This is a genomic window from Roseateles sp. AC306 (assembly GCF_979253795.1).
On sequence record NZ_CEEDEB010000001.1, the window covers coordinates 886,155 to 907,743 of the forward strand.

Sequence of the window (21,589 nt, forward strand, 5' to 3'; positions counted from 1 at the left end):
GTTCCAACCACCGCTGAATCGGTGCTACCCCTTCAACCGATTCCCCGCCCACCGATCCTGCGCATTGAGCAGATGCGTGCGCATCGCCGCCTGCGCGGCCAGCGGGTCGTGGGCTTCCAGCGCGTTCAGGATGCGTTCGTGTTCGGCCAGTGCGTCTTCCCAGTTCTGATGCGTGTCGGCCAGCGCGCTGAGCTGCAGTGACATCGGGCTGTAGCGGCCGTTGAAGAGCTCGGCCACCATCCGCTCCAGCACCGAGTTGCCCACCAGCGCCGCGATGGCGAGGTGGAAACGCCGGTCGGCGTCCAGTGCCGATTTGCCGGCAGCGAAGGCATCCCGCATCTCGTCGACCGCCTCGCGCACCGCCGCAAGGCCGGCCGGCGTCGCTCGCGCGCAGGCCTGCGGCATCAAGCCGCCTTCCAGCACCACGCGCGCCTGCATCAGCTCCAGCGGGCTCTCGCCCAGGCCTGCGGTGACCTCGGGGTCCGGGTCGCCGCTGCCGCGCACATAGATGCCGGCGCCCATGCGGACTTCCACGCAACCGGAAATCTCCAGCGCGATCAGCGCCTCGCGCACCGAGGGCCGCGACACGCCGAGCTGGATGGCCAGCTCCCGCTCCGGTGGCAGGCGGCTGCCCACGCTGTAGCGGCCCTGGCGAATCTGCTCGCGGATCTGGTCGGCAATCTGGTGATACAGGCGCCGGCTGTCGGCGCCTTTGAGCTGTTCGATCATGGCGGCATTGTCGCCGGCACGGTAAGGCCAATTATTCGAATTTCACCCAATCGGGTTTGTACGGTAAGGCCAATTTAGGCGTCGGGCCTAGACTGGACGGCGTGACAACGCTTCCATCATCCCCGCCGCCCGCTCTTGCGGGCAAGACCGTCCTCATCACCGCCGCCGCCCAGGGGATCGGCCGCGCCAGCGCCCTGGCCTGCCTGGCCGCCGGGGCCGATGTGATCGCCACCGATATCCAGACCGAAGGCCTGGAGACGCTGATGGCCGAGGCCGGCGCCCGTCTGCGCACCGCGCGGCTGGACGTTCGCGACACGGCCGCCGTCAACGCACTCGCGGCTGAGCTGCCGCCGCTGCACGGCCTGTTCAACTGCGCCGGCTTCGTGCACAGCGGCACCGTGCTGGACTGCGACGAGGCCGCCTGGGACTTCAGCATGGACCTCAACGTGAAGAGCATGCTGCGCACGCTGCGCGCCTTCCTGCCCGGCATGCTGGCCGAAGCCGAGCGCACGGGCGCGGGCGCCGCCGTGCTGAACATGGCTTCGATGGCATCGTCGATCAAGGGCTTCCCAAACCGCTTTGCCTATTGCACGACCAAGGCCGCCGTCATCGGCCTGACCAAGTCGGTCGCGGCCGATTTCGTCAAGCAAGGCCTGCGCTGCAATGCGCTGTGCCCGGGCACGGTGGACACGCCGTCGCTGCGCGGCCGCATCGCCGCAGCGGCAGACCCGGTGCAGGCCGAGAAGGACTTCATCGCGCGCCAGCCGATGGGCCGGCTTGCCACGGTGGACGACATCGCGCCGCTCGTCGTCTTCCTGCTCAGCGATGCGTCGCGCTTCATCACCGGCCAGGCCGTCAGCGTCGACGGCGGCGTGACGATCTGACGCATGAGCCTTCTGCAAGCTCGCGGCCTGTCCAAGGCCTTCGCCGGCGTGACCGTGCTGCAGGGCATCTCCTTCGACGTGAAGCCCGGCGAAGTGCATGCGCTGATGGGAGAGAACGGCGCGGGCAAGTCGACGCTGATGAAGATCCTGGCCGGCGTGCACACGGCCGATGACGGCGAGGTGCTGCTGGACGGCAAACCTGTGCGCCCGAGCAGCCCGCGTGAGGCGCAGGACCTCGGCATCGCCCTCATCCACCAGGAGCTGCAGCTGATGCCCGACCTCAGCGCGGCGGCCAATGTCTTCATCGGCCGCGAGCCCAGGCGCGCCGGCTGGCTGCTGGACCACACCCGCCAGCTCGCCGACACGCGCGCCCTCTTCGAACGCCTGGGCCTGAACCTCGACCCGCGCCGCGCGGTCGGGGCCTTGAGCGTGGCCCAGCAGCAGATGGTGGAGATCGCCAAGGCGCTGTCCCTGAACGCCCGCGTCCTCATCATGGACGAGCCGACGGCGGCGCTGAACCCGGCCGAAGTGGAGGAGCTGTTCCGCGTCGTTCGCCAGCTGCGCGCCGACGGTGTCGGCATCGTCTACATCTCGCACAAGATGGACGAGCTGCAGCGCATTGCCGACCGCGTCACCGTGCTGCGCGATGGCCGGCACATCGCCACACTTGGCATGGACGGCGCGGACATGGCCGAGCTCATCCACCTGATGGTGGGCCGAGAGCTGCAGCAGACCGCGCATACCGCGCCCGACCTGAACGCGGCGCCCGTCGTGCTGGAGGCCCGCCGCCTGAGCCGGGGCCGGGCCGTGCGCGACGCTTCCTTCACGCTGCGCCGTGGCGAGATCGTGGGCCTGGCCGGGTTAATGGGCGCCGGCCGCACCGAGCTGGCCCGCCTCGTCTTCGGTGCCGACCGGCGCGACGGCGGCGAGGTGTTCGTCGACGGCCAGCCCGCCGACATCCGCAGCCCGGCCGACGCGGTGCGCCTCGGCATCGCCTACCTGTCCGAGGACCGGAAGGGCCTGGGCCTGGCGACCGGGCTGGACGTCGAGGCCAACCTGCTGCTGCCCAGCCTGGCCCGCTTCACCGGGGGGTTGGGCCAGATCAATCGCCGCGCCGGCCAGGCTGCCGCGCAGGACTTCGTGCAGCGCCTGGGCATCCGGACGCCGTCGCTGGGCCAGACCGTGGCGCGCCTGTCCGGCGGCAACCAGCAGAAGATCGCGCTGGCCAAGTGGCTGCTGCGCGACTGCGACATCCTCATCGTCGACGAACCCACGCGCGGCATCGACGTGGGCGCCAAGGCCGAGATCCACCGCCTGCTGCGCGAGCTGGCTGCGGCCGGCAAGAGCCTCATCGTCATCTCCTCCGAGCTGCCCGAGCTGCTCGGCCTGGCCCACCGCATCCTCGTCATGTGCGAGGGCCGCATCAGCGGTGAGCTGAGCGCCGCCGAAGCCACGCAGGAAGCGTTGATGGCCCTGGCCACGCGGCGCGAGACCGAACCCGCATGACCACCCTCCCCTTCTCTCCCGCGGCGCTGCAAAGGCTGCTCGCCTTCGCCGGCCTCGTCGTGCTGATGCTGGTGTTCAGCCTCACGTCCGACAACTTCCTGCAGACCGACAACCTCGTCAGCATCCTGCAGGCCACGGCCGTCAACGGCGTGCTGGCCATCGCCTGCACGCTGGTCATCGTCAGCGGTGGCATCGACCTGTCGGTGGGCTGCCTGATGACCTTCTGCGCCGTCGTCACCGGCGTCGTGCTGACGAACTGGGGCATGCCCTTGCCGCTGGGCGTCCTCGCCGCCATCGCTTGCGGCGCGGCCTGCGGCGCGCTGTCGGGCTGGCTGGTGGCGCAACTGCGCGTGCCGCCCTTCATCGCCACGCTCGGCATGATGATGTTGCTCAAGGGGCTGGCCCTCGTCATCTCGGGCAGCAAGCCGATCTATTTCCTGGACACGCCGGGCTTCGAATCCATTGCACAGGACTCGCTGCTCGGTGCCGTGCTGCCCGCGCTGCCCATTCCCAACTCCGTGCTCATCCTCTTCGCCGTCGCCTTGGGTGCGAGCTGGTTGCTGGGCCAGACGCTGTTCGGCCGCTACGCATTCGCCATGGGCAGCAACGAGGAAGCCGCGCGGCTGTCGGGCCTGCAGGTCAAGCGCTGGAAGGTCGCCGTCTACGCGGTCGGCGGCGCCATCTGCGGCATTGCGGGCCTGCTGATCGCCTCGCGGCTGAACTCGGCGCAGCCGGCGCTGGGCCAGGGCTACGAGCTGGACGCCATCGCGGCCGTGGTCATCGGCGGCACCTCGTTGGTGGGTGGCCGTGGGTCGGTACTTGGCACGCTGATCGGCGCCTTCATCATGAGCGTGCTGGCCAACGGCCTGCGCATCCTCAACGTGCCCCAGGAATGGCAGACCGCGGTGACGGGCGTGATCATCGTCCTCGCCGTCTATATCGACATCCTGCGGCGGGGGAAGGACTGATGAAAGCATTACCGCTGTTCACGCTGCTGCTGAGCCTGGCCGGCCCGGTGGCAGCAGCGTGCCCGGACGACGCCGGCTTCAAGAAGCTGGCCTCGTTCGAGCATCTCTACCTTGGCGAGATGCACGGCACCCAGGAAGTGCCGCAGCTCGTGGAATGCCTGGTGCGCAGCGCCATCGCCGCGAAGCCCGCCAGCCTGGCCGTGTCGCTTGAGCTGCCTGAGGCGGCACGCCGGCCCGACGACGAATTCTGGAAGAACCGGGACGGTCGCGCCTCGCAGGCCATGTGGCGCCTGCACCAATGGCTGCTGGCCCAGGAGGCAGCCGGCGCGCTGAAGCTGGATCATCACCAGCCGACCGTGCATTACCCCGATCAGGCCGACTACGAAAAAGCTGGCGGGCAGGCACTGAATGCGCTGATGCGCCAGCACAGGCGAGTCATCGTGCTCGGCGGCAACTTCCACAGCCGCCGCGAGGCCAACGCCTGGATGCCGGCGATGGCACCCATGGGCACCTACGTGGGCGAGGGCACCGTGCACGTCGACCTGATGGCCGTTGAAGGCGGCACGGCTTGGTTCTGCTCCAGCACGGCGCCGGCGGGCAGCGCGCCACCGCCACCCACCTGTGGCGCCAAGCCCCTGTTCAAACCGCCGTTTGGTGGGCGCGGTGCCGGCGACCTCATCGACGGCAAGCCGGCCGGTCATGACTACGTCTACCTGATGAAGGCTTTCACCGCCTCGCCGCCATTCAAGCAGTCCGAATAAGACCGACCCGAGACAACACCATGCGACGCCGCCTCCTGTTTACCGCCGCCCTGCTTGCCGCCGCCACCGCGCAGGCGCAACAACCAACGACGATCTACATCCCGCTGATCTCCAAGGGCTTCCAACACCAGTTCTGGCAGGCCGTGAAGGCCGGCGCCGAGCAGGCGGGCAAGGACTACAAGGTCCGCGTGACCTTTGAAGGCCCCGAGAGCGAGGCCATGGTCGACAGGCAGATCGACATGCTCGCCGCCGCGCTGGCCAAGAAGCCGCAGGCCATCGCCATCGCCGCGCTGGACAGCAAGGCCACCATCCCGCTGCTGCGCAAGGCGCGGGCGGCCAAGATTCCCGTCATCGCCTTCGACTCGGGGGTGGACAGCGACATTCCGCTCACCACCGCGTCGACCGACAACCGCGCCGCCGCGGCGCTGGCTGCCGACAAGCTCGCCGCGCTGATCGGCGAAGACGGAGACGTGGCTGTCGTCGGCCATGACCAGACCAGCCGCACCGGCATCGAGCGCGTCGAGGGCTTCGTGAACCGGCTCAAGGCCGCCCACCCCAAGGTGCGCGTCGTCACCGTGCAGTACGGCGGTGGCGACCATCTCAAGTCGACCGAGGTCGCCAAGTCCATCCTGCAAGGCAACCCCAAACTCAAGGCGCTGTTCGGCACCAACGAGGGCTCGGCCATCGGCATCGTCAACGCGGCGCGCGAAATGAAGCGCAGCAGCGTCGTGGTCGTCGGCTTCGATTCGGGCAAGCAGCAGAAGGACGCCATCGCGAGCGGCGCCATGGCCGGCGCCATCACGCAGAACCCCGTCGGCATCGGCTACCGCACGGTGGAAGCCGCCGTGAAGGCGCTCAAGGGCGAAACCCTGCCCAAGGCCATCGATACCGGCTACTACTGGTACGACAAGACCAATCTGCGCGACCCGAAGATCGCCGCGGTCCTGTACGAATAGAACAATCCCACCAGCTCCTCCGACCAGAGAAAACACAAGACCATGAAACTCCTCCGCTACGGCCCATCGGGCCAGGAACGCCCCGGCCTGCTCGACGCCGACGGCCGCGTGCGCGACCTGTCCTCGTTCGTCGACGACATCGCCGGTGACGTCATCACGCCCGCCGGCCTTGAACGCCTGCGCGGCATCGACATCCACACGCTGCCGCTGGTTGCAGGCACGCCCCAGCAGGACCTGCGCGTCGGCCCCTGCGTCGGCCGCGTCGGCAAGTTCATCTGCATCGGCCTGAACTACGCCGACCACGCCGCCGAGTCCGGTCTGCCGGTGCCGACCGAGCCCGTCGTCTTCGCCAAGTGGACCAGCGCCATCTGCGGCCCCGATGACGACGTGAAGATCCCGCGCGGCTCGGTCAAGACCGACTGGGAGGTGGAGCTTGGCGTCGTCATCGGCCAGGGCGGCAGCTACATCGAGGAAGCCGACGCGATGAAGCACGTCGCCGGCTACTGCGTCGTCAACGACGTGTCCGAGCGCGAATGGCAGCTGGAGCGCGGCACGCAGTGGGACAAGGGCAAGGGCTGCGACACCTTCGGCCCCATCGGCCCCTGGCTCGTCACAGCCGACGAGGTGGCCGACCCGCAGCAGCTCGACCTCTGGCTGGAGATCGACGGCAAGCGTTTCCAGAACGGCAACACGCGCACGATGGTGTTCAACGTCGCGCAGATCGTCAGCTACCTCAGCAAGTTCATGAGCCTGCAACCCGGCGACGTCATCTCCACCGGCACGCCGCCCGGCGTGGGCCTGGGCCAGAAGCCGCCGCTCTACCTCAAGCCCGGCCAGACGATGAAGCTCGGCATCCAGGGCCTGGGCGTGCAGACACAGAAGACCGTCGCCGCCTGACCATGACCCGCATCACCAGCCTGCGCACGGTCGACGTGCGCTTCCCCACGTCCCAGCACCTCGACGGCTCGGACGCGATGAACCCCGACCCGGACTATTCGGCCGCCTACGTCATCCTGGAGACCGACCAGCCCGGGCTGGAAGGCCACGGCCTGACCTTCACCATCGGCCGCGGCAATGACATCTGCTGCGCCGCCATCGAGGCCATGCGTCACCTCGTCGTTGGCCTCGAGCTGAGCTGGATCGCCGCCGACATGGGCCGCTTCTGGCGCCACGTCACGTCGGACAGCCAACTGCGCTGGATCGGCCCGGACAAGGGCGCCATCCATCTGGCCACCGGTGCCGTGGTCAACGCCGTGTGGGACCTGTGGGCCAAGGCCGAGGGCAAGCCGGTGTGGCGGCTGGTGGCCGACATGAGCCCGGCCGAGCTGGTGCGCTGCATCGACTTCCGCTACATCACCGACTGCATCACGCCCGACGAAGCGCTGGCGCTGCTGACCCGCGCCGCCGAAGGCAAGGCCGAGCGCCTGGCCACGCTGCAACGCGAGGGCTACCCCTGCTACACCACCTCGGCCGGCTGGCTGGGCTACCCCGACGACAAGCTGCGGCGCCTGTGCCAGGAGGCCGTGGACGCCGGCTTCAACCACGTCAAGCTGAAGGTCGGCCGCGACCGCGAGGACGACATCCGCCGGCTACGCATCGCCCGCGAGGTGCTCGGGCCGGACCGCAAGCTGATGATCGACGCCAACCAGGTCTGGGACGTGCCCGTCGCCATCGACTGGCTCAAGGACCTGGCCTTCGCCAAGCCCTGGTTCATCGAGGAGCCGACCAGCCCGGACGACGTCGAAGGCCACCGCGCCATCCGTGAAGCCATCCTGCCCATGCAGGTCGCCACCGGCGAGATGTGCCAGAACCGCATCATGTTCAAGCAGTTCATGATGCGCGGGGCCATCGACGTGGTGCAGATCGACAGCTGCCGGCTGGGCGGCGTCAACGAGATCCTGGCCGTCATGCTGATGGCCGCCAAGCTCGGCCTGCCCGTCTGCCCGCATGCCGGCGGCGTCGGCCTGTGCGAGTATGTGCAGCACCTGTCCATGATCGATTACCTCTGCATCGCCGGCACGCGTGACGGCCGCGTCATCGAGTACGTGGACCATCTGCACGAGCACTTCATCGACCCCTGCGTCGTGCGCGGCGCGGCCTACCTGCCGCCCGAGGCACCGGGCTTCTCGATCACGATGAAGCCGGAGTCGCTGCAACAGTACAGGTTCAGGGGCTGAACATGGATCTGGGGCTGAAGGACAAGGTCTTCATCGTCACCGGCGGCGGTGCCGGCATCGGCCTGGCGATCTGCGAGGCGCTGGCTCGCGAAGGCGCGATCCCCATCAGCCTCGGTCGCGGTGACGCTGCCGAACACGCGGCGCGCCACATCGCGCTGGAACTTGAGGATGAAGCCGCCGTCCGCGCCGCCGTGGCCGAGACCTTGGCCGACTTCGGCGCCATCCATGGGCTCGTCAACAACGCCGGCATCAACGACGGCATCGGCCTGGACGCCGGCCCAGCAGCGTTTCGCGCCTCGCTGGAACGCAACCTCGTGCACGCCTATCTGCTGGCCCACCTGTGCACGCCGCACCTGCGCGCCACGCGCGGCAGCATCGTCAACATTTCCTCCAAGACCGCTGTGACCGGCCAGGGCGGCACCAGTGGCTACACCGCGTCCAAGGGCGCCCTGCTGTCGCTGACCCGCGAATGGGCGGCGGCTCTCCGCAACGACGGCATCCGCGTCAACGCCGTCGTTCCGGCGGAGGTCATGACGCCGCTGTACCAGCAGTGGCTCGACGGCTTCTCCGATCCCGAGGCGCAACTCGCCGACATCGCCCGGCGCATCCCGCTCGGGCAACGTCTGACGACGGCGGACGAGATCGCCGACACGGTGGCCTTCCTGCTTTCGGAGCGGGCCGGGCACACCACCGGGCAGTGGGTATTCGTCGACGGCGGCTACACCCACCTGGACCGCGCCCTCGGTTGACGCGGCGCAGCGTGCTGGCCTGCATGGGCATGATGTTTGCCACGGCTGGCCGACCTGCCCACAGGAGAACGCGATGAGCCCTCTGAGCTATTCCAGCGACGCCCCGGCCCGCGCCGAGGTCGACGCGATGGCGGGCAGCACGGTGCTGGAGTTCGGCACCGACTGGTGCGGCATCTGCCAGTCCGCCCAACACATCATCGACAGCGCGCTGGCGGCACATGCGCCACTGCGTCACCTGAAGATCGAGGACGGCCGCGGTCGGCCGCTGGGCCGCTCCTTCGGCGTCAAGCTCTGGCCGACGTTGGTCATGCTTCAGGACGGCCGCGAGGTCGCCCGCGTCGTGCGGCCCGGCAGCACGCGCGAGATCGCCGACGCGCTGGCGCAGCTGAACTAGGGCCCGACGAAGAACTCGAGCAGGATGGGCGCCAGCACCTTGGCGCTGACGTCATGCGCCTGGCCTTCGACGACCCGCCGCTGCGCACCGGGGATGACCTTGGCCAGCTTGTCGGCCGTCGGGCGCATGAAGGGCATGGGGCCGGCACTGGCGCTGCCATCCATCACCAGCGTTCGGGCCTTCACGGTGGCGGCAATGCCACCGGGAACAGAACGGTCCTCGCCGACGACGGCGTTGTCGTAGGCCAGCGTCGGCGCCATTGCCAGCATGCCCGGCCACGCTGGGGACCCCTTCATCTTGGCGACCACGTCGTCCGGCGCGCCGACGAAGCCCATGAACGACGTGATCGCGTCGGCGTGACGGTTGGCGGCGAGCAGCCCGTCGAGCTTCGCATTGAACGCCCGCCAGGACGTGGCCGCGCCCTCGGCCTCGCTGTAGGGCGGCTCGTACAGCGCGAGCTTGTTGACCTTGTTGCCAAGCGCCGCCGCAGCCTGAAGCGCGAGGCTCGCGCCCGAGGATTTGCCGTAAACGTAGGCCGATCCGCCCGCGCTGTCGATGAGCGCCTCGATGTCCTCGATCTCCCGCTTCACCGAATAGGGCTTGGTGTCGCCACTGTCGCCGCGACCTCGGCGGTCATAGCTGTAGACGGTCAGGCGGCTGGCCAGCAGTTGCGCCAGTTCCGAGCCGCCCGAGCGGTCGGACAGCGCGCCCCCAATGAGGATCACTGCCGGGCCCGCTCCCCACCGGTCATAGGTGATGCGCGTGCCGTCCTTTGACGTCACGACCTGCGTCGCCTTCGCCTTGTTGGCGGAAGCGGCGCCTGCCGGCGCCTGGCCGTGCGCCAGCGTGGTGAGCGACAGCAGGCCCGCCACCCAGGCCGCCCGAAGCGAAAGGCTTGCAGTGCGCTTTGCAGCAATGTCGGCAGTCATGGCGTCTCCTTGTCCAGGTCCGTTCAAGTCGAGGGGTTCCTCTGGCAATCTGCGTTCCCATCTACGTCCGAATTCCGCCTTGGCCGGCTGCGCCGCAGCCTCTCTAGAATCCGCCCCTTTTTCTGAACGCCCGCGCACCCGGTTTCCATGGACATCGTCGTCAACGAAGAACTCAAGGCCTACATCGACCCACTGACGCCGGAGGAGTACGAAGCCCTGGAACGCAGCATCCTGGCCGAAGGCTGCCGCGATGCGCTGGTGCTGTGGGGTGACGTGCTGGTCGACGGCCACAACCGCCACGGCATCTGCAGCAAGCACGGCCTGCCTTTCCAGACGGTGCAGAACACGCGCTTCAAGTCCATGGAGGACGTGCACCTGTGGATGATCGACCAGCACCTGGGCCGGCGCAGCATCTCGGACTTCCAGCGCGGCGTGCTGGCGCTTCGCAAGCGCGAGATCGTGTCCGAGCGGCGTGCGCGCAGCGCTGCCGTCGCGGCCGCGCTGCCGGTGGCCGAGGCCCCACCTCAGGCGCCGGACGCCACGGCGCTTGAAACCCGCGAGGCGCTGGCCAAGGCCGCGCGCCTGAGCAGCAGCCAGGTGGTGCTGATCGAGAAGATCCAGAAGCAGGGCGCACCCGAGCTGGTGGCGGCGGTGAAGGCCGGCACGGTGTCGATCAATGCCGCGGCGGCCGTGGCCACCTTGCCCGCCGAGGAACAGGCCGCCGCTGCGGCCGCCGGGGCCGACGAACTCAAGCAGGCAGCCAAGCGTGTGCGCGAGTCCCGGCGCAGGCCGCCTGCGGCGAGCCCGGAAGCTGAGTCGCACGACGCGTCGGCACCCGAGCAGACCGCAGAATCGCTGCGCCTGCGGGTTGCCGCGCTCGAGGCCGAGAACGCGGCGTTGCGGCAGGAACTGACGGCGCTCCGGGCCGCCCACACCGAGCGCTGAAGCGCCAAGCCCACGTATCCTGCGGCGCATGGCAGTTTTCAGCGCCCTGCGCTCTCGCTGGCAGTTCTGGTGGCAGGCCCGCCAGGCCGTCTCGGACACGCACAGCACCACCCAGCGCAACGTCTACATCGTGCCCACGCTGGCGGGCCTGGCCTTCTGCGGCACGCTGGGCGTGCTGCTGGTCGCGTCCATCAACGAGCAATTGAGTCTGGGCTATGCCCTCACCTTCGCGCTGACCGGCGCGGGGCTGGCGTCCATGCACACCACGCACGCCAACCTGCGCGGCCTGCAGATGGACCTGAAGGCGCCCGAGGGCGTGCATGCCGGCGACGAGTTCACGCTGGAACTGCGCCTGCACAACCCGGGCAAGGCGCGCTTCGGCATCGCCGTCAGCGCCCAGCTCGACAGCGGCAGCAGCGAACCCGCCTGGGTCGACGTGCCGGCCCTGGGCCATGCCATGCTCAGGCTGCGCCTGCCGGCCTTGAAGCGCGGGCTGCGCGAGCTGCCACGCCTCGTGGTCACGACCCGCTTCCCGCTCGGCTTCTTCCGCGCCTGGAGCTACTGGCGGCCGGCGAGCAAGGTCTGGGTCTACCCGCAGGCCGAGGCAGTGCTGGCGCCCTTCCCCACCCAGGCCGAGGCCGGCGCGGGCGAGGCCGTGTCCACCCGCCAGTCCGCCAGCGGGACCGACTTTTCCGGCGTGCGCAGCTACCGCCGGGGCGATTCGATGAAGCAGGTGCTGTGGCGCAAGTCCGCCCTCGCGCTGGACCACGGCCTGCCGCTGTGGGTACGAGAAACCGAGGCGCCGCTGGCAAAGGACCTGTGGCTGGACTGGCGCGACACGCAGGGCCGCGACGTCGAGGCGCGGCTGTCCCGGCTGGCCGCCTGGGTGCTGGCCGCCGAGCGCCAGAGCCAGCCCTATGGCCTGCGGCTGGCCGGCCGCGAGCTGGCGCCGTCGCTGGGTGCGGCGCACCGCCAAGCCTGTCTCGAACTGCTCGCCGGGTTCAACGCATGAGGGCGATCCAGGCCTGGTGGGAACGCCTGCCGCGCGATACGCGCGACAGCCTCTTCCTGCTCGGCGTCATCACCGCCGTCATGGCGCCGCATGCCAGCCACCTGCCGCTGTGGGCCACGGGGCTGACGGCGCTCGTGCTGCTGTGGCGCGCCCAGATCGCCTGGCGCCAGCGGCCGCTGCCCAGCCGCTGGTGGCTGCTGGGCATCGCGCTCATCTACGCCGCGCTGACCTGGCTGACCTTCCGCACCCTCGTCGGCCGTGAGGCCGGCATCACGTTGCTGACCGTGCTAATGGCGCTGAAGACCATGGAGCTGCGCGCCCGCCGTGATGCCTTCGTCGTCTTCTTCCTCGGCTTCTTCCTGGTGCTGACGCAGTTTCTCTATTCGCAGTCGCTGCTGACGGCGATCGGGGCGCTGTTCTCGCTCTGGGGGCTGCTGGCGGCCGTCGTGCTGGCGCAGATGCCCACGGGCGTGCCCAGCATCGCCATTGCGGCGCGGCGCGCGGCCGGCACCACCGCGCTGGGCTTGCCGGTCATGGTGCTGCTGTTTGTGCTGTTCCCGCGCATCGCGCCGCTGTGGGGCGTGCCGACCGAGAGCATCGGCAAGACGGGGCTGTCCAACCAGATGGAATTCGGCGCGATGAGCGAGATCGCCAACGACGACAGCATCGCCATGCGGCTGAAGTTCGACGGCGCCGCGCCGCCGCCCGACCAGCGCTACTTCCGTGGCCCGGTGCTGACCCGCTTCGATGGCAAGACCTGGCGCGCACCCGACGGCCGCCTCAGCCAGGGCTGGCTGCGCAGTCGCGACGATCTGCGCACCAGCGGCCCGGCGCTGGCCTACGAAATCACCGTGGAGCCGCTGCGCATTCCCGTGCTGCCGCTGCTGGAAATGAGCCCAGGCGGCCCGGGCACCGAGCTGCAGCTGCCCGACCTGACCCTCGCACGCGGCCCCGAGCTGCAATGGCTTGCGCCGCGGCCCATCACCGAGCGGCTGAGGCTCAAGGCCACCGCCCACCTCAGCTGGGGAGCCGGGCTGGGCCTGAACCGCCTGCAGCAGGCCAGGAACGTCGAACTGCCTGCGGGCGGCAACCCGCGCAGCGTCGCCTGGGCGCGCGAGCTTGCCGCGCAGCCGCGCTTTGCCGGCCTTGCGACCGGCGCGCGCGCCGAAGCGCTGGCCGCCGCGCTGCTGGCGCATGTGCGCAGCAACGACTACACCTACACGCTGGCGCCCGGCCGCTACGGCGAGGAATCGCCCCACGTCATCGACGAGTTCTGGCTGGACCGGCGCCTGGGCTTCTGCGAGCACTTCGCCTCCGCCTTTGTCGTGCTGATGCGCGCCGCAGGCGTGCCGGCGCGCATCGTCACCGGCTTCCAGGGCTGGGACGCCGAACCGCAGGATGGCTACCTCATCGTGCGCAACGCCAATGCCCATGCCTGGGCCGAGTACTGGGTCGACGGCAGGGGCTGGCTGCGCAGCGACCCGACCGCCGCCGTCGCGCCCAACCGCGTCATGCAGGGCCTGGCGCTGCAGCCCCAACCCGGCGCATACAACGTCCTGGGCCAGATCAACCCGACGCTGTGGCGGGCCATGCGCGGCGGCTGGGAAGCCATCAACAACCGCTGGCAGCAGGTGGTGCTGAACTACTCGCGGCAGAACCAGTTCGACCTGCTGAAGAAGATGGGCTTCGAGCGCCCCGACTGGACCGGCCTCGGCCAGGCGCTGGCCGGCGTCATCCTCGCCTTCACCGGCGCCGCGTGGGCATGGATACGCTGGAGCAGCCGGCCGCATGACGCCTGGAGCCGGCAGCGAGCGCGCATTGCCGCCGCGCTGGCGCCGGCCGGCGTCACCGTGCCGCCGCACGAGAGCCCGGCCGCCTGGGCGCGGGCGCTGCGCAAGCAGCACGGGCAGAAGGCCGAACCGGCTGCGCAGTGGCTGGAGAAGCTGGAGCGCTCGCGTTACGCGGCGTCTGCCCCCGCACCTGCGTGGCGTGAATTCCACCTGGCGGCGCGCATGTTGAGGGGCTGAGGTCGGGAGACACTCCGGCCCCATGCCGCCACGCCTGCCTGTTGTTCTGTTGCTCCTGCTGCTCCAGTTTGCTGCACTTTCCTCGGCTCAAGCGACCCAGCCCGTTCGAACACCACGGCAACTGATCGACAGCCTGGGCGTCGAGATACGCCAGATCCTCGAGGCCTCCAAGCCTGGCACGACCCCCGAGGATGCCGAGCGCGTGGTGGCCGAGCAGATCACCGCGCTGGCACGCCGCTCGCCGGGCGATGACTCGCTGATAGAAGCCAACGGCCAAGGCCACACGCCGCTGATGCTGGCCGTCAGCGGCGCCTATCCGCTGGTGGTCAAGGCCTTGCTTGCCGACCCCATCGTGAGGGTGCGCATCAACGCGCGCGACAAGGCCGGCGAGACCGCCTGGGTGGTCTCCAACTTCGCGCCCGCGCTGACGCTGGTGGCCTGCCAGCCGGGCGCCCTCACGCTGGAGCGCCATGCGCTTTTGGCACCCTACCTGCGGCGCATGGCGACTCTGATGGACAGCAAAAAGTCCGCCGTCGTCGCCATCACCCAGATGCTGGAAGACGCCGGCGCCGAGGTGGCTCCGGACGCAGCCCGCAAGGCCTGGCTCGCGCGCTGCCCCAACACCGCGCCCGAGTTGCGCAAGGCCCTCGCGGACGGCGAACTGCAGCAAACCGTCGTCAACCACGCTCTGGACCGCCAACTGGGCTTCAACAAGGCACACGGAGCGGGCCTGATGACCATCCCTCAACGGCCGCCGCAGGACATGCGGTTCATTCCGCTGGGGCGCGAGCTCAGCAACGCCAAGGACGTGCACTGCCCGCGCATGCGGCCACCCGCCCCGCTCGGTGTGCTCACCTGGTCGGGACGCATCCTGTTCAAGGCCGTGATCGCCACGCGCGCAGGCGTCGTGGAGGCCGTCGATTTCACGGTGCTGTCGGGCAACGATGCGCCCCCCGCCGTCGTCAACCACTTCCGCAGCACGCTGATCCGCACGCTGGCCAGCTACCAGTGCGAAGGCGACCACGTCTTCGAGCAGGAGTTCCAGTTCAAGGTCGATTGACGCCACCCCTCGCCCCTCGCCACCACCCCACGCCCCATGTTCCCAAGCTCCCGACTGACACGCAGCAGCGCGCTGCTGGCCGTGCTGCTCCTGTGCCTTCAACCCGCCCATGCCGAGCCGCTGCGCACGCCGCGGCAACTGATCGACAAGCTGGGCGTGGAGATCCGCCAGATCCTGGCCGACCCCAAGTCGCGCAAGACCCCGGAAGACGCCGAGCGGGCGGCGGCAGGCCAGATCACGGCCTTGATCCAGAGCGCCGAAGGCCATCTGGCGCTCACCGAGCGCGACAGCCATGGCCGCACGCCCCTGATGTTGGCTGCCAGCGGTGGCTATGCCCTCGTCGTCGAGGCGCTGCTCGCCGACCCCAGCGTGAAGCTGGCCATCAACGTGCCCGACAAGAGCGGCGAAACCGCCTGGATGGTGGCCAACTTCGCGCCGACGCTCACGCTGGTCGCCTGCCAGCCCGGCGCCCTCACGCGCGAACGCTATGCGCTGCTGCCGCCCTATCTGCTGCGCATGGGCCACCTGTTGAAGACCAAGGGGGCCGCCATCGGCGCCATCATCCGGTCGCTGGAGGCCGCTGGCGCAGAGCCCACGCCTGACGACGGCAAGCGCGCGTGGCTGGCCCGCTGCCCCAACGCCTCGCCGGAACTGCGTCAGGCCCTGGCGGAGGGCGAGCTGATGACCACGCTGATCAACCACGCCATCGCGCGGCAGGCCGAGTTCAACAAGGCGGCGGTCCAGTCCATCAAGAGCATTGCGCCCAAGCCACCCAAGGGCATGAGATTCGTCCCGGACGACGGCGACCGGCGCCAAGCCCGCCTGCCGCCGCTGCTGCGGATCCAGGACTTTCCCTGCGTGAAGATGCCCAAGCCGGAACTGCCGCGCATCTCCTGGTCAGGCGATGTACTGCTGAAGGTGGTCGCGGCGACGCACGCGGGCGTGTTGGAAGTCGCCGATGTCGACCTGGTGTCCATCTCGAGCGACAGGCGGGACGAAGCGTCCGACTTCTTCCGCAGCCTGGTCCTGCAAGCGCTGGCCAAGTACGAGTGCGAAGGCAATATGGCCTTCGAGCAGGAGTTCCAGTTCAAGATCGATTGACGCGGCCCCGTATGCTGTCGCCGTGACACGCCATCGCTTCCTCCTGCACCTCTGCACCGGCCTGGCGCTGGCCCTGAGCCTCACCGCCCAGGCTGCCAAGCCCCGCCACCCCAAGGCCCCGCCGCCGCCCCAGCCCTTCGGCGACAAGCCCGCCGTCGTCGCCTTTGCCGACGAACTGGCGGCCTCGCAGGGCTGGGACGCCACCGCGCTACGCGAACAGCTCGGCCAGGCCCTGGACCTGCCGCGCGTGAAGCAGCTCATCCTGCCCGCCGCCGTCGGCACGGCCAAGAACTGGACGGCCTACCGCGACCGCTTCATCGAGCCCAAACGCATCGACGCCGGCCTGGCATTCTGGGCCGAGCACGAGGCCGCGCTCACCCGCGCCGAGAGCCAGTACGGCGTGCCGGCCGAGGTCATCGTCGGCATCGTCGGCGTGGAGACCTTCTACGGCCGCATCACCGGCGGCTTCAAGGTGCTGGACGCGCTGGCCACACTGGCCTTCGACTTCCCCACCGAGCATCCGCGCGCGGCCGACCGCCAGGCTTTCTTCCGCAGCGAACTGGCCGAGTTCCTCAAGCTCTGCCGCGAGAACGGCCTCGACGCCGCCGACGTGCGCGGCAGCTATGCCGGCGCTTTGGGCTGGCCGCAGTTCATGCCCGGGAGCTGGCGCCGGCACGCGGTGGACTTCGACGGCGACGGCCGCATCGACCTGATCACCAGCGCCGCGGACGCCATCGGCAGCGTGGCCCACTACCTGTCCGAATACGGCTGGAAACCGGGCGAGACCACGCACTACAGCGTGCGCCTGCCGGCCGACCCGATCACGCGGCGGCGCCTGCTGGCGCCGGACATCAAGCCGACATTCACGGCGACCGAGCTGGTGGAGGCCGGAGCCGAGCCGTCCGAAGCCGCGCGCGACCACGTCGGCCCCATGGCCGTCATCGAGTTGCAAAACGGGCCCAAGAAGCCGACCACGGTGCTGCTCGGCACGCAGAACTTCTGGGTCGTCACGCGCTACAACTGGTCGGCCTATTACGCGCTAGCGGTCATCGAGCTGGGGCAGGCGGTCAAGGCGAAGCGGCTGGCCACGCGCTGATGAGCCTTAGCGGCCGGGCAGGCGCAGCAGAGCCTCTTCGTCAGGCTTGCCATGACGGCCCAACGTGAGGGCAACCTGGGCGGCGCCGTCGGCCGCTGCCGGCGCTTGGCGAAGCGCCTTCAGCACGGCCTCCTCGTCGGATAGCAGTGACCTTGAGGCTGCCACAGGCCGGCCCTCGGGCAGACCTCCGAGACGACGAGAAGCGTGTCGCCGAAGCCGCCCACGCTCTTGGCATCTACGCGGCAACCATCTTCCAGCGGAAGAGACATCGTCGTGGCCTGGAAGAGCACGAACATCAAAGACGTCAGCACCATGAGGGCACCGGCGACGAGCACCACCGACATCAAGACCAGCTTGACGGACCCGCGCCATGCCCTCGCGGATATCCAGCCCATGGTCAGAAACGGCGACAGGAATGCGCAGGTCAACAACACCGGCAGCATTGGTGGCCGCAGCTCCCAGCTCAGGCCGTACATCGGCGCAACTAGGATGAGGGGCAACAGCGCCACGGCCGTGCCGAGGTGTTTCGCTCTGATGATCACGGTCTCCCTCGTCTCAAAGCGAACATCCTGAGGAGCACCGCAGCTTGGCCGTGGTGTCATGGCTCCGCATCCTCAGGCCAAGGCCCGGTCAGCTCGGTGGTGATGGTAGGCGACACCTGATCATGCCAATAGCGCCGGCGCAGGTCACGTTCACAGGTCGCCGCGGTGCCGTCGCTCCGCCAACGCCAGGCGCCACAGGACGGGCTGGCCACCACTGCAATGCCCGCCGCCTGATAGCGCGCCAGCACCGGCGGTGCCGGGTGGCCGAAGCGGCTGCGGTAGCCAGCCTGCACCAGCCCGACTGAGGGCCGCACGGCCGCCAGCAGCTCGGCGCTCGACGAGGTCTTGCTGCCGTGGTGGGGCACCAGCAGCACGTCGGCTTGCAGATCCGGTTGACGCAGCACAAGTCCCTTTTCCTGCCCGGCCTCCAGGTCCCCCGCCAGCAGCGCGCGCCGGCCCGACGTGGACGTGATGCGCAGCACGCAGGACAGGTCGTTGGACTTGAGGCCGGCTTCGTAGTGAGACGCCAACGGGTGCAGCACGTCGAAGCGCACGCCGTCCCACGTCCAGCTCTGGCCGGCTTCGCAACGCACTTCGGCCGGCCCGGCACGGAGCAGCGCATGGCCGGGCTCCAGTGAACTGCGCAGTTCGCTGACAGGCAGCGCCTGCATCAGCGACGCCGCACCGCCGACATGGTCGATGTCACGGTGGCTGAGCATCAGCATGTCCAGGCCGCTCACCCCCAGCGAGCGCAGCAGCGGCAGCAGCACGCGCTCGCCGGCATCGGCGCCGGGCGCGTAGACCGGGCCGGTGTCGAACAGCAGCGCATGGCCCCGGGTTCGCACCAACACCGCATTGCCCTGGCCGACGTCGGGCGCCAGCAGCTCGAACTCACCGGCCGGCGGCTGCGGCACGGCAGGCCACAGCAATGGCAGCGTCATCGCCAGGCCGGCCAGCCGCAACCGCCAGGGCAGGCGCATGACGATCAACGCCGCCCCCAGAAGCGCGAGAATCTGCGCCCACGGCGGCGCGGCCGGCAGCCAGAAGACGGCGCCCGGCAGCAGCATCAGCAGCTTGAGCCCGCTCACCAGCCACTGCGTCAGCCAGGCGGCCAGCGTCCACAGCGGTGGCGCCACGCCGCCCAGCAGTGCCAACGGCGTGATGAGAAAGCTGATGACCGGAATGGCCACCAGATTGGCGAGCAAGCCGACGATAGACAGCTGCGCAAAACAGATCAGGCTCAGCGGCGCGAGGCCGATCGTCGCGATGGCCTGGGTGCGGAACGCCGCCTTGAGCCGCGCCCGCCAGCCTTGCGCCGGCTCGCCACCCGCCGCCATCAGCAGGCCCACGGCGCCGAAGGAGAGCCAGAAGCCGGGCTGCATCACCGCCCAGGGGTCCACCGCCGTGACGACGACGCCTGCGGCAAGCAGCACCAGCGGCCAGGGCCAGCGCAGGCCCAAGGTTTGCAGGCCGGCCACGGCCGCGAGCATCACCACGGTGCGCTGCGCCGGCACGCCCCAGCCCGAAAACAGCGCATAGCCCAGCGCCGCCAGCACGCCGGCCCAGCGGGCGGCCGTGGGCGCGGGCAGGTGCAGGCAGAGCCGGCCGCTGCGCCGCCACAGAGCGCCTGCGAGGCTGGCGGCCAGCCACGCGAACATCGTCACGTGCAGGCCACTGATGCTGAAGGCATGCGCCACGCCGGTGTCGCGCAGCAGCGCCCAGTCGGCGTGGGCAATCGCGTTCTGATCACCCAGGCTCAGCGCCGCCAGCACGCCGGCCATGCCGGGGTCGGCCACGCGCTCGTGGATGGCGGAGCGCAGGCGCTGGCGTGCGGCGTCGATCTCCCACCAGGGTGCGGTCTGCAGGCGCTCGGCCGAGCGCACCACGCCGCTGGCGCGCAGACTCTGTTCGAACAGCCACAGCTCGGCATCGAAGCCACCCGGGTTGGCCAGGCCATGGGCGCGCTTGAGCCGGGCCGTGAAGCGCCAGCGCTCGCCGGCCGTGATGGGCGGGCCGTCGTAGCTCAGCAGCATCAGGCGCCGCGGAACCTCGGGCGGCAGCGCCGTGCCGGTTGGGCCGACGGATTCGACGGCGAACTCGAAGCGCCAGCCGGGCACGCCGCCCTGGCCGGTGACGGCGATGGGCAGCGAGTCGACACGGCCCGTCATTGAGAGATCTCGCCCTTCCCAGGCGGGATGCAGCTCGGGCGTCAGCCGCCACTCGGCGCGCAGCGCGGCCTGGGTGAACGCGAACACGGCAACACAGCCCGCAAGTGCCAGCAAATGCTTGCGCCGCAGCGCGAGAAACAGCGCCAGGGCCGAGGCCAGTGCGGCGTATTCGACTCCGTTCGGCAGCCGCTCGCAGCGATGCAGCAGCGCCAGGCCGGCCAGCCAGGCAAGGCTTGTCACCACCAGCGCCCCAGCGCCCCATCGCCACTGCGTCAATGCCCCTCCCACACCTCTTTAGGGCCTGTTTGCCCGACGGGAGTCGGTGCGAGAGGGGCTGCGCGGGCGCAGGGCTAGGCGACGCGCTGAAGCCCGGGCTGGTTGCCCGGGCAAGGCGCGCAACGACGCCATGCGCCCGCGCAGCCCCTCTCCCTTCGGGTTGCCACTCAAAAAACCGCGCGCGGCGTTGCTCGGCCTCGCCGGGGGGGCACCCCGGCTTCGCCTCACGCCTTGCTCGCGGCTTTTTGAGTGACAACGCATCCGATTCCCGTCGGGCAAACAGGCCCCTTGGAGCGGGGTGTAGCATGCCGCCGTTTTTGCCTTGCGCCACGGCGCTTCCCCCATGAGCTCCTCTGACATCCAGGCCAAGCTGACCGAACTGGGCATCACGCTGCCGCCCGTCGCCACGCCCGCCGCCGCCTACCTGCCCTTCATGCGCACGGGCAACCTCGTGTTCCTGTCCGGCCACATCGCCAAGAAAGATGGCAAGGCCTGGGTCGGCCAGCTGGGCCGCGACACGGACACCGCCACCGGCCAGCAGGCGGCGCGCGCGGTCGCCATCGACCTGCTCGGCACGCTGCAGGCCGCCACCGGCGACCTCGGCAAGGTGGTGCGCATCGTCAAGGTGATGAGCCTGGTGAACAGCACGGCCGACTTCACCGAGCAGCACCTCGTCACCAATGGCTGCTCCGAGCTGCTGGCCACGGTGCTGGGCGATGCGGGCAAGCATGCGCGCAGCGCCTTCGGCGTGGCGCAGATCCCGATGGGCGCCTGCGTGGAGATCGAGCTGATCGCCGAGATCACCGATTGATGTTCTTCATCAAACCTTCGAAGTTTCCGGCCCGCGCCTTGGCGGTCATCGGCCTGGCGAGCTTTGCGGCGGTGGGCGTCGCGCTCGTTGCCCAGCATCAGTTCGGCGTCAAGCCCTGCCCCTGGTGCGTGCTGCAACGCGGCATCTTCCTGTTGATCGGCGTGTTTGCGCTGCTGGGCTGGCTGGTGCAGGCCAGGCGGCCTCTGCGGCAGGCGGCGCTGGTGGCCGTGCTGCTGCTGTGCGCGGCAGGGCTGACGGCGGCGGTCTTCCAGCACGAGGTGGCGTCGCAGACCGCGACCTGCGCCATGGGCCTGGCGGACAGGACCGTTACCGCGCTGAATCTCGAAGAGCTCTGGCCATCGGTGTTCATGATCACGGCCAACTGCGCGGAGGCGGCGGCGTACCGCTTCGCCTTCCTGCCGTACGAGATCTGGAGCGGCCTGCTGTTTGCCGGCCTGGGCGCGCTGGGCCTGGCGGTGCTGACCAAGCGCTGAGTCG

Annotated in this window: 21 protein-coding genes; 17 read left to right on the plus strand and 4 right to left on the minus strand. The window is 69.6% G+C overall.

Annotated features, from left to right (window positions below):
• Nucleotides 1-24: 24 nt before the first annotated feature.
• Nucleotides 25-729: a FadR/GntR family transcriptional regulator gene (locus tag AC0IZJ_RS03720; RefSeq protein ID WP_471846766.1), complete on the minus strand. Its 705-nt coding sequence runs from the start codon at nucleotides 727-729 to the stop codon at nucleotides 25-27.
• A gap of 101 nt (nucleotides 730-830) precedes the next feature.
• Here AC0IZJ_RS03720 and AC0IZJ_RS03725 point away from each other — a divergent pair, with 101 nt between their 5' ends.
• The 9 genes from AC0IZJ_RS03725 (at nucleotide 831) to AC0IZJ_RS03765 (ending at nucleotide 9,124) form a co-directional block, all read left to right on the plus strand.
• Complete coding sequence (locus tag AC0IZJ_RS03725) at nucleotides 831-1,613, plus strand: SDR family oxidoreductase (protein ID WP_471846768.1); 783 nt, start codon at nucleotides 831-833, stop codon at nucleotides 1,611-1,613.
• A gap of 3 nt (nucleotides 1,614-1,616) precedes the next feature.
• Entirely contained in the window at nucleotides 1,617-3,119 is a 1,503-nt protein-coding gene (locus tag AC0IZJ_RS03730; protein WP_471846770.1) for a sugar ABC transporter ATP-binding protein, read from the plus strand.
• The gene (locus AC0IZJ_RS03735) at nucleotides 3,116-4,087 is read left to right on the plus strand and encodes an ABC transporter permease (RefSeq protein WP_471846772.1); all 972 of its coding nucleotides are present in this window, start codon (nucleotides 3,116-3,118) and stop codon (nucleotides 4,085-4,087) included. Before AC0IZJ_RS03730 ends, AC0IZJ_RS03735 begins: the two co-directional genes overlap by 4 nt.
• A complete protein-coding gene (locus AC0IZJ_RS03740; protein WP_471846774.1) occupies nucleotides 4,087-4,848 on the plus strand; it encodes a hypothetical protein in 762 nt (253 codons plus the stop codon). Before AC0IZJ_RS03735 ends, AC0IZJ_RS03740 begins: the two co-directional genes overlap by 1 nt.
• Nucleotides 4,849-4,868: 20 nt before the next feature.
• Nucleotides 4,869-5,804 (plus strand): substrate-binding domain-containing protein, encoded by a 936-nt coding sequence (locus tag AC0IZJ_RS03745; protein ID WP_471846776.1) that lies wholly within the window; start codon nucleotides 4,869-4,871, stop codon nucleotides 5,802-5,804.
• A 42-nt stretch (nucleotides 5,805-5,846) separates the two neighbouring features.
• Nucleotides 5,847-6,701: an ureidoglycolate lyase gene (locus tag AC0IZJ_RS03750; RefSeq protein WP_471846778.1), complete on the plus strand. Its 855-nt coding sequence runs from the start codon at nucleotides 5,847-5,849 to the stop codon at nucleotides 6,699-6,701.
• 2 nt (nucleotides 6,702-6,703) lie between these two features.
• On the plus strand, nucleotides 6,704-7,981 hold the full coding sequence (locus AC0IZJ_RS03755; RefSeq protein ID WP_471846780.1) for an L-fuconate dehydratase: 1,278 nt from the start codon (nucleotides 6,704-6,706) through the stop codon (nucleotides 7,979-7,981).
• Between the two features lie 2 nt (nucleotides 7,982-7,983).
• Nucleotides 7,984-8,730, plus strand: coding sequence for an L-fucose dehydrogenase (locus tag AC0IZJ_RS03760; protein ID WP_471846783.1), 747 nt, complete (start codon nucleotides 7,984-7,986; stop codon nucleotides 8,728-8,730).
• Between the two features lie 73 nt (nucleotides 8,731-8,803).
• Nucleotides 8,804-9,124: a thioredoxin family protein gene (locus tag AC0IZJ_RS03765; RefSeq protein ID WP_471846785.1), complete on the plus strand. Its 321-nt coding sequence runs from the start codon at nucleotides 8,804-8,806 to the stop codon at nucleotides 9,122-9,124.
• Here the strand turns inward: AC0IZJ_RS03765 and AC0IZJ_RS03770 are convergent.
• Complete coding sequence (locus AC0IZJ_RS03770) at nucleotides 9,121-10,053, minus strand: alpha/beta fold hydrolase (protein WP_471846787.1); 933 nt, start codon at nucleotides 10,051-10,053, stop codon at nucleotides 9,121-9,123. The genes AC0IZJ_RS03765 and AC0IZJ_RS03770 overlap by 4 nt on opposite strands.
• A 147-nt stretch (nucleotides 10,054-10,200) precedes the next feature.
• On the opposite strand from AC0IZJ_RS03770, the gene AC0IZJ_RS03775 reads away from it, so the two are divergent.
• Genes AC0IZJ_RS03775 through mltB form a run of 6 tightly spaced genes read left to right on the plus strand, consistent with a single transcriptional unit; the run spans nucleotide 10,201 to nucleotide 17,294 of the window.
• Nucleotides 10,201-10,998 (plus strand): ParB N-terminal domain-containing protein, encoded by a 798-nt coding sequence (locus tag AC0IZJ_RS03775; protein ID WP_471846789.1) that lies wholly within the window; start codon nucleotides 10,201-10,203, stop codon nucleotides 10,996-10,998.
• Between the two features lie 28 nt (nucleotides 10,999-11,026).
• Nucleotides 11,027-12,010 (plus strand): DUF58 domain-containing protein, encoded by a 984-nt coding sequence (locus AC0IZJ_RS03780; RefSeq protein WP_471846791.1) that lies wholly within the window; start codon nucleotides 11,027-11,029, stop codon nucleotides 12,008-12,010.
• Nucleotides 12,007-14,037 (plus strand): transglutaminase TgpA family protein, encoded by a 2,031-nt coding sequence (locus AC0IZJ_RS03785; protein ID WP_471846793.1) that lies wholly within the window; start codon nucleotides 12,007-12,009, stop codon nucleotides 14,035-14,037. Before AC0IZJ_RS03780 ends, AC0IZJ_RS03785 begins: the two co-directional genes overlap by 4 nt.
• A gap of 49 nt (nucleotides 14,038-14,086) precedes the next feature.
• The gene (locus AC0IZJ_RS03790; protein WP_471846795.1) at nucleotides 14,087-15,097 is read left to right on the plus strand and encodes a hypothetical protein; all 1,011 of its coding nucleotides are present in this window, start codon (nucleotides 14,087-14,089) and stop codon (nucleotides 15,095-15,097) included.
• 36 nt (nucleotides 15,098-15,133) lie between these two features.
• On the plus strand, nucleotides 15,134-16,198 hold the full coding sequence (locus AC0IZJ_RS03795; RefSeq protein ID WP_471846797.1) for a hypothetical protein: 1,065 nt from the start codon (nucleotides 15,134-15,136) through the stop codon (nucleotides 16,196-16,198).
• 22 nt (nucleotides 16,199-16,220) lie between these two features.
• Entirely contained in the window at nucleotides 16,221-17,294 is a 1,074-nt protein-coding gene (mltB, locus tag AC0IZJ_RS03800; RefSeq protein WP_471846799.1) for a lytic murein transglycosylase B, read from the plus strand.
• 119 nt (nucleotides 17,295-17,413) lie between these two features.
• Here the strand turns inward: mltB and AC0IZJ_RS03805 are convergent, their stop codons facing one another.
• Together AC0IZJ_RS03805 and AC0IZJ_RS03810 are read right to left on the minus strand one after the other, a co-directional pair.
• Nucleotides 17,414-17,836, minus strand: a complete 423-nt coding sequence (locus tag AC0IZJ_RS03805; RefSeq protein WP_471846801.1) for a hypothetical protein — start codon at nucleotides 17,834-17,836, stop codon at nucleotides 17,414-17,416.
• Nucleotides 17,837-17,892: 56 nt separating this feature from the next.
• Entirely contained in the window at nucleotides 17,893-20,244 is a 2,352-nt protein-coding gene (locus AC0IZJ_RS03810; RefSeq protein WP_471846803.1) for a DNA internalization-related competence protein ComEC/Rec2, read from the minus strand.
• A gap of 379 nt (nucleotides 20,245-20,623) precedes the next feature.
• Here AC0IZJ_RS03810 and AC0IZJ_RS03815 point away from each other — a divergent pair, with 379 nt between their 5' ends.
• Together AC0IZJ_RS03815 and AC0IZJ_RS03820 are read left to right on the plus strand one after the other, a co-directional pair.
• Nucleotides 20,624-21,091: a RidA family protein gene (locus tag AC0IZJ_RS03815; protein WP_471846805.1), complete on the plus strand. Its 468-nt coding sequence runs from the start codon at nucleotides 20,624-20,626 to the stop codon at nucleotides 21,089-21,091.
• Nucleotides 21,091-21,585, plus strand: a complete 495-nt coding sequence (locus AC0IZJ_RS03820) for a disulfide bond formation protein B (protein WP_471846807.1) — start codon at nucleotides 21,091-21,093, stop codon at nucleotides 21,583-21,585. Before AC0IZJ_RS03815 ends, AC0IZJ_RS03820 begins: the two co-directional genes overlap by 1 nt.
• Nucleotides 21,586-21,589 lie beyond the last annotated feature (4 nt).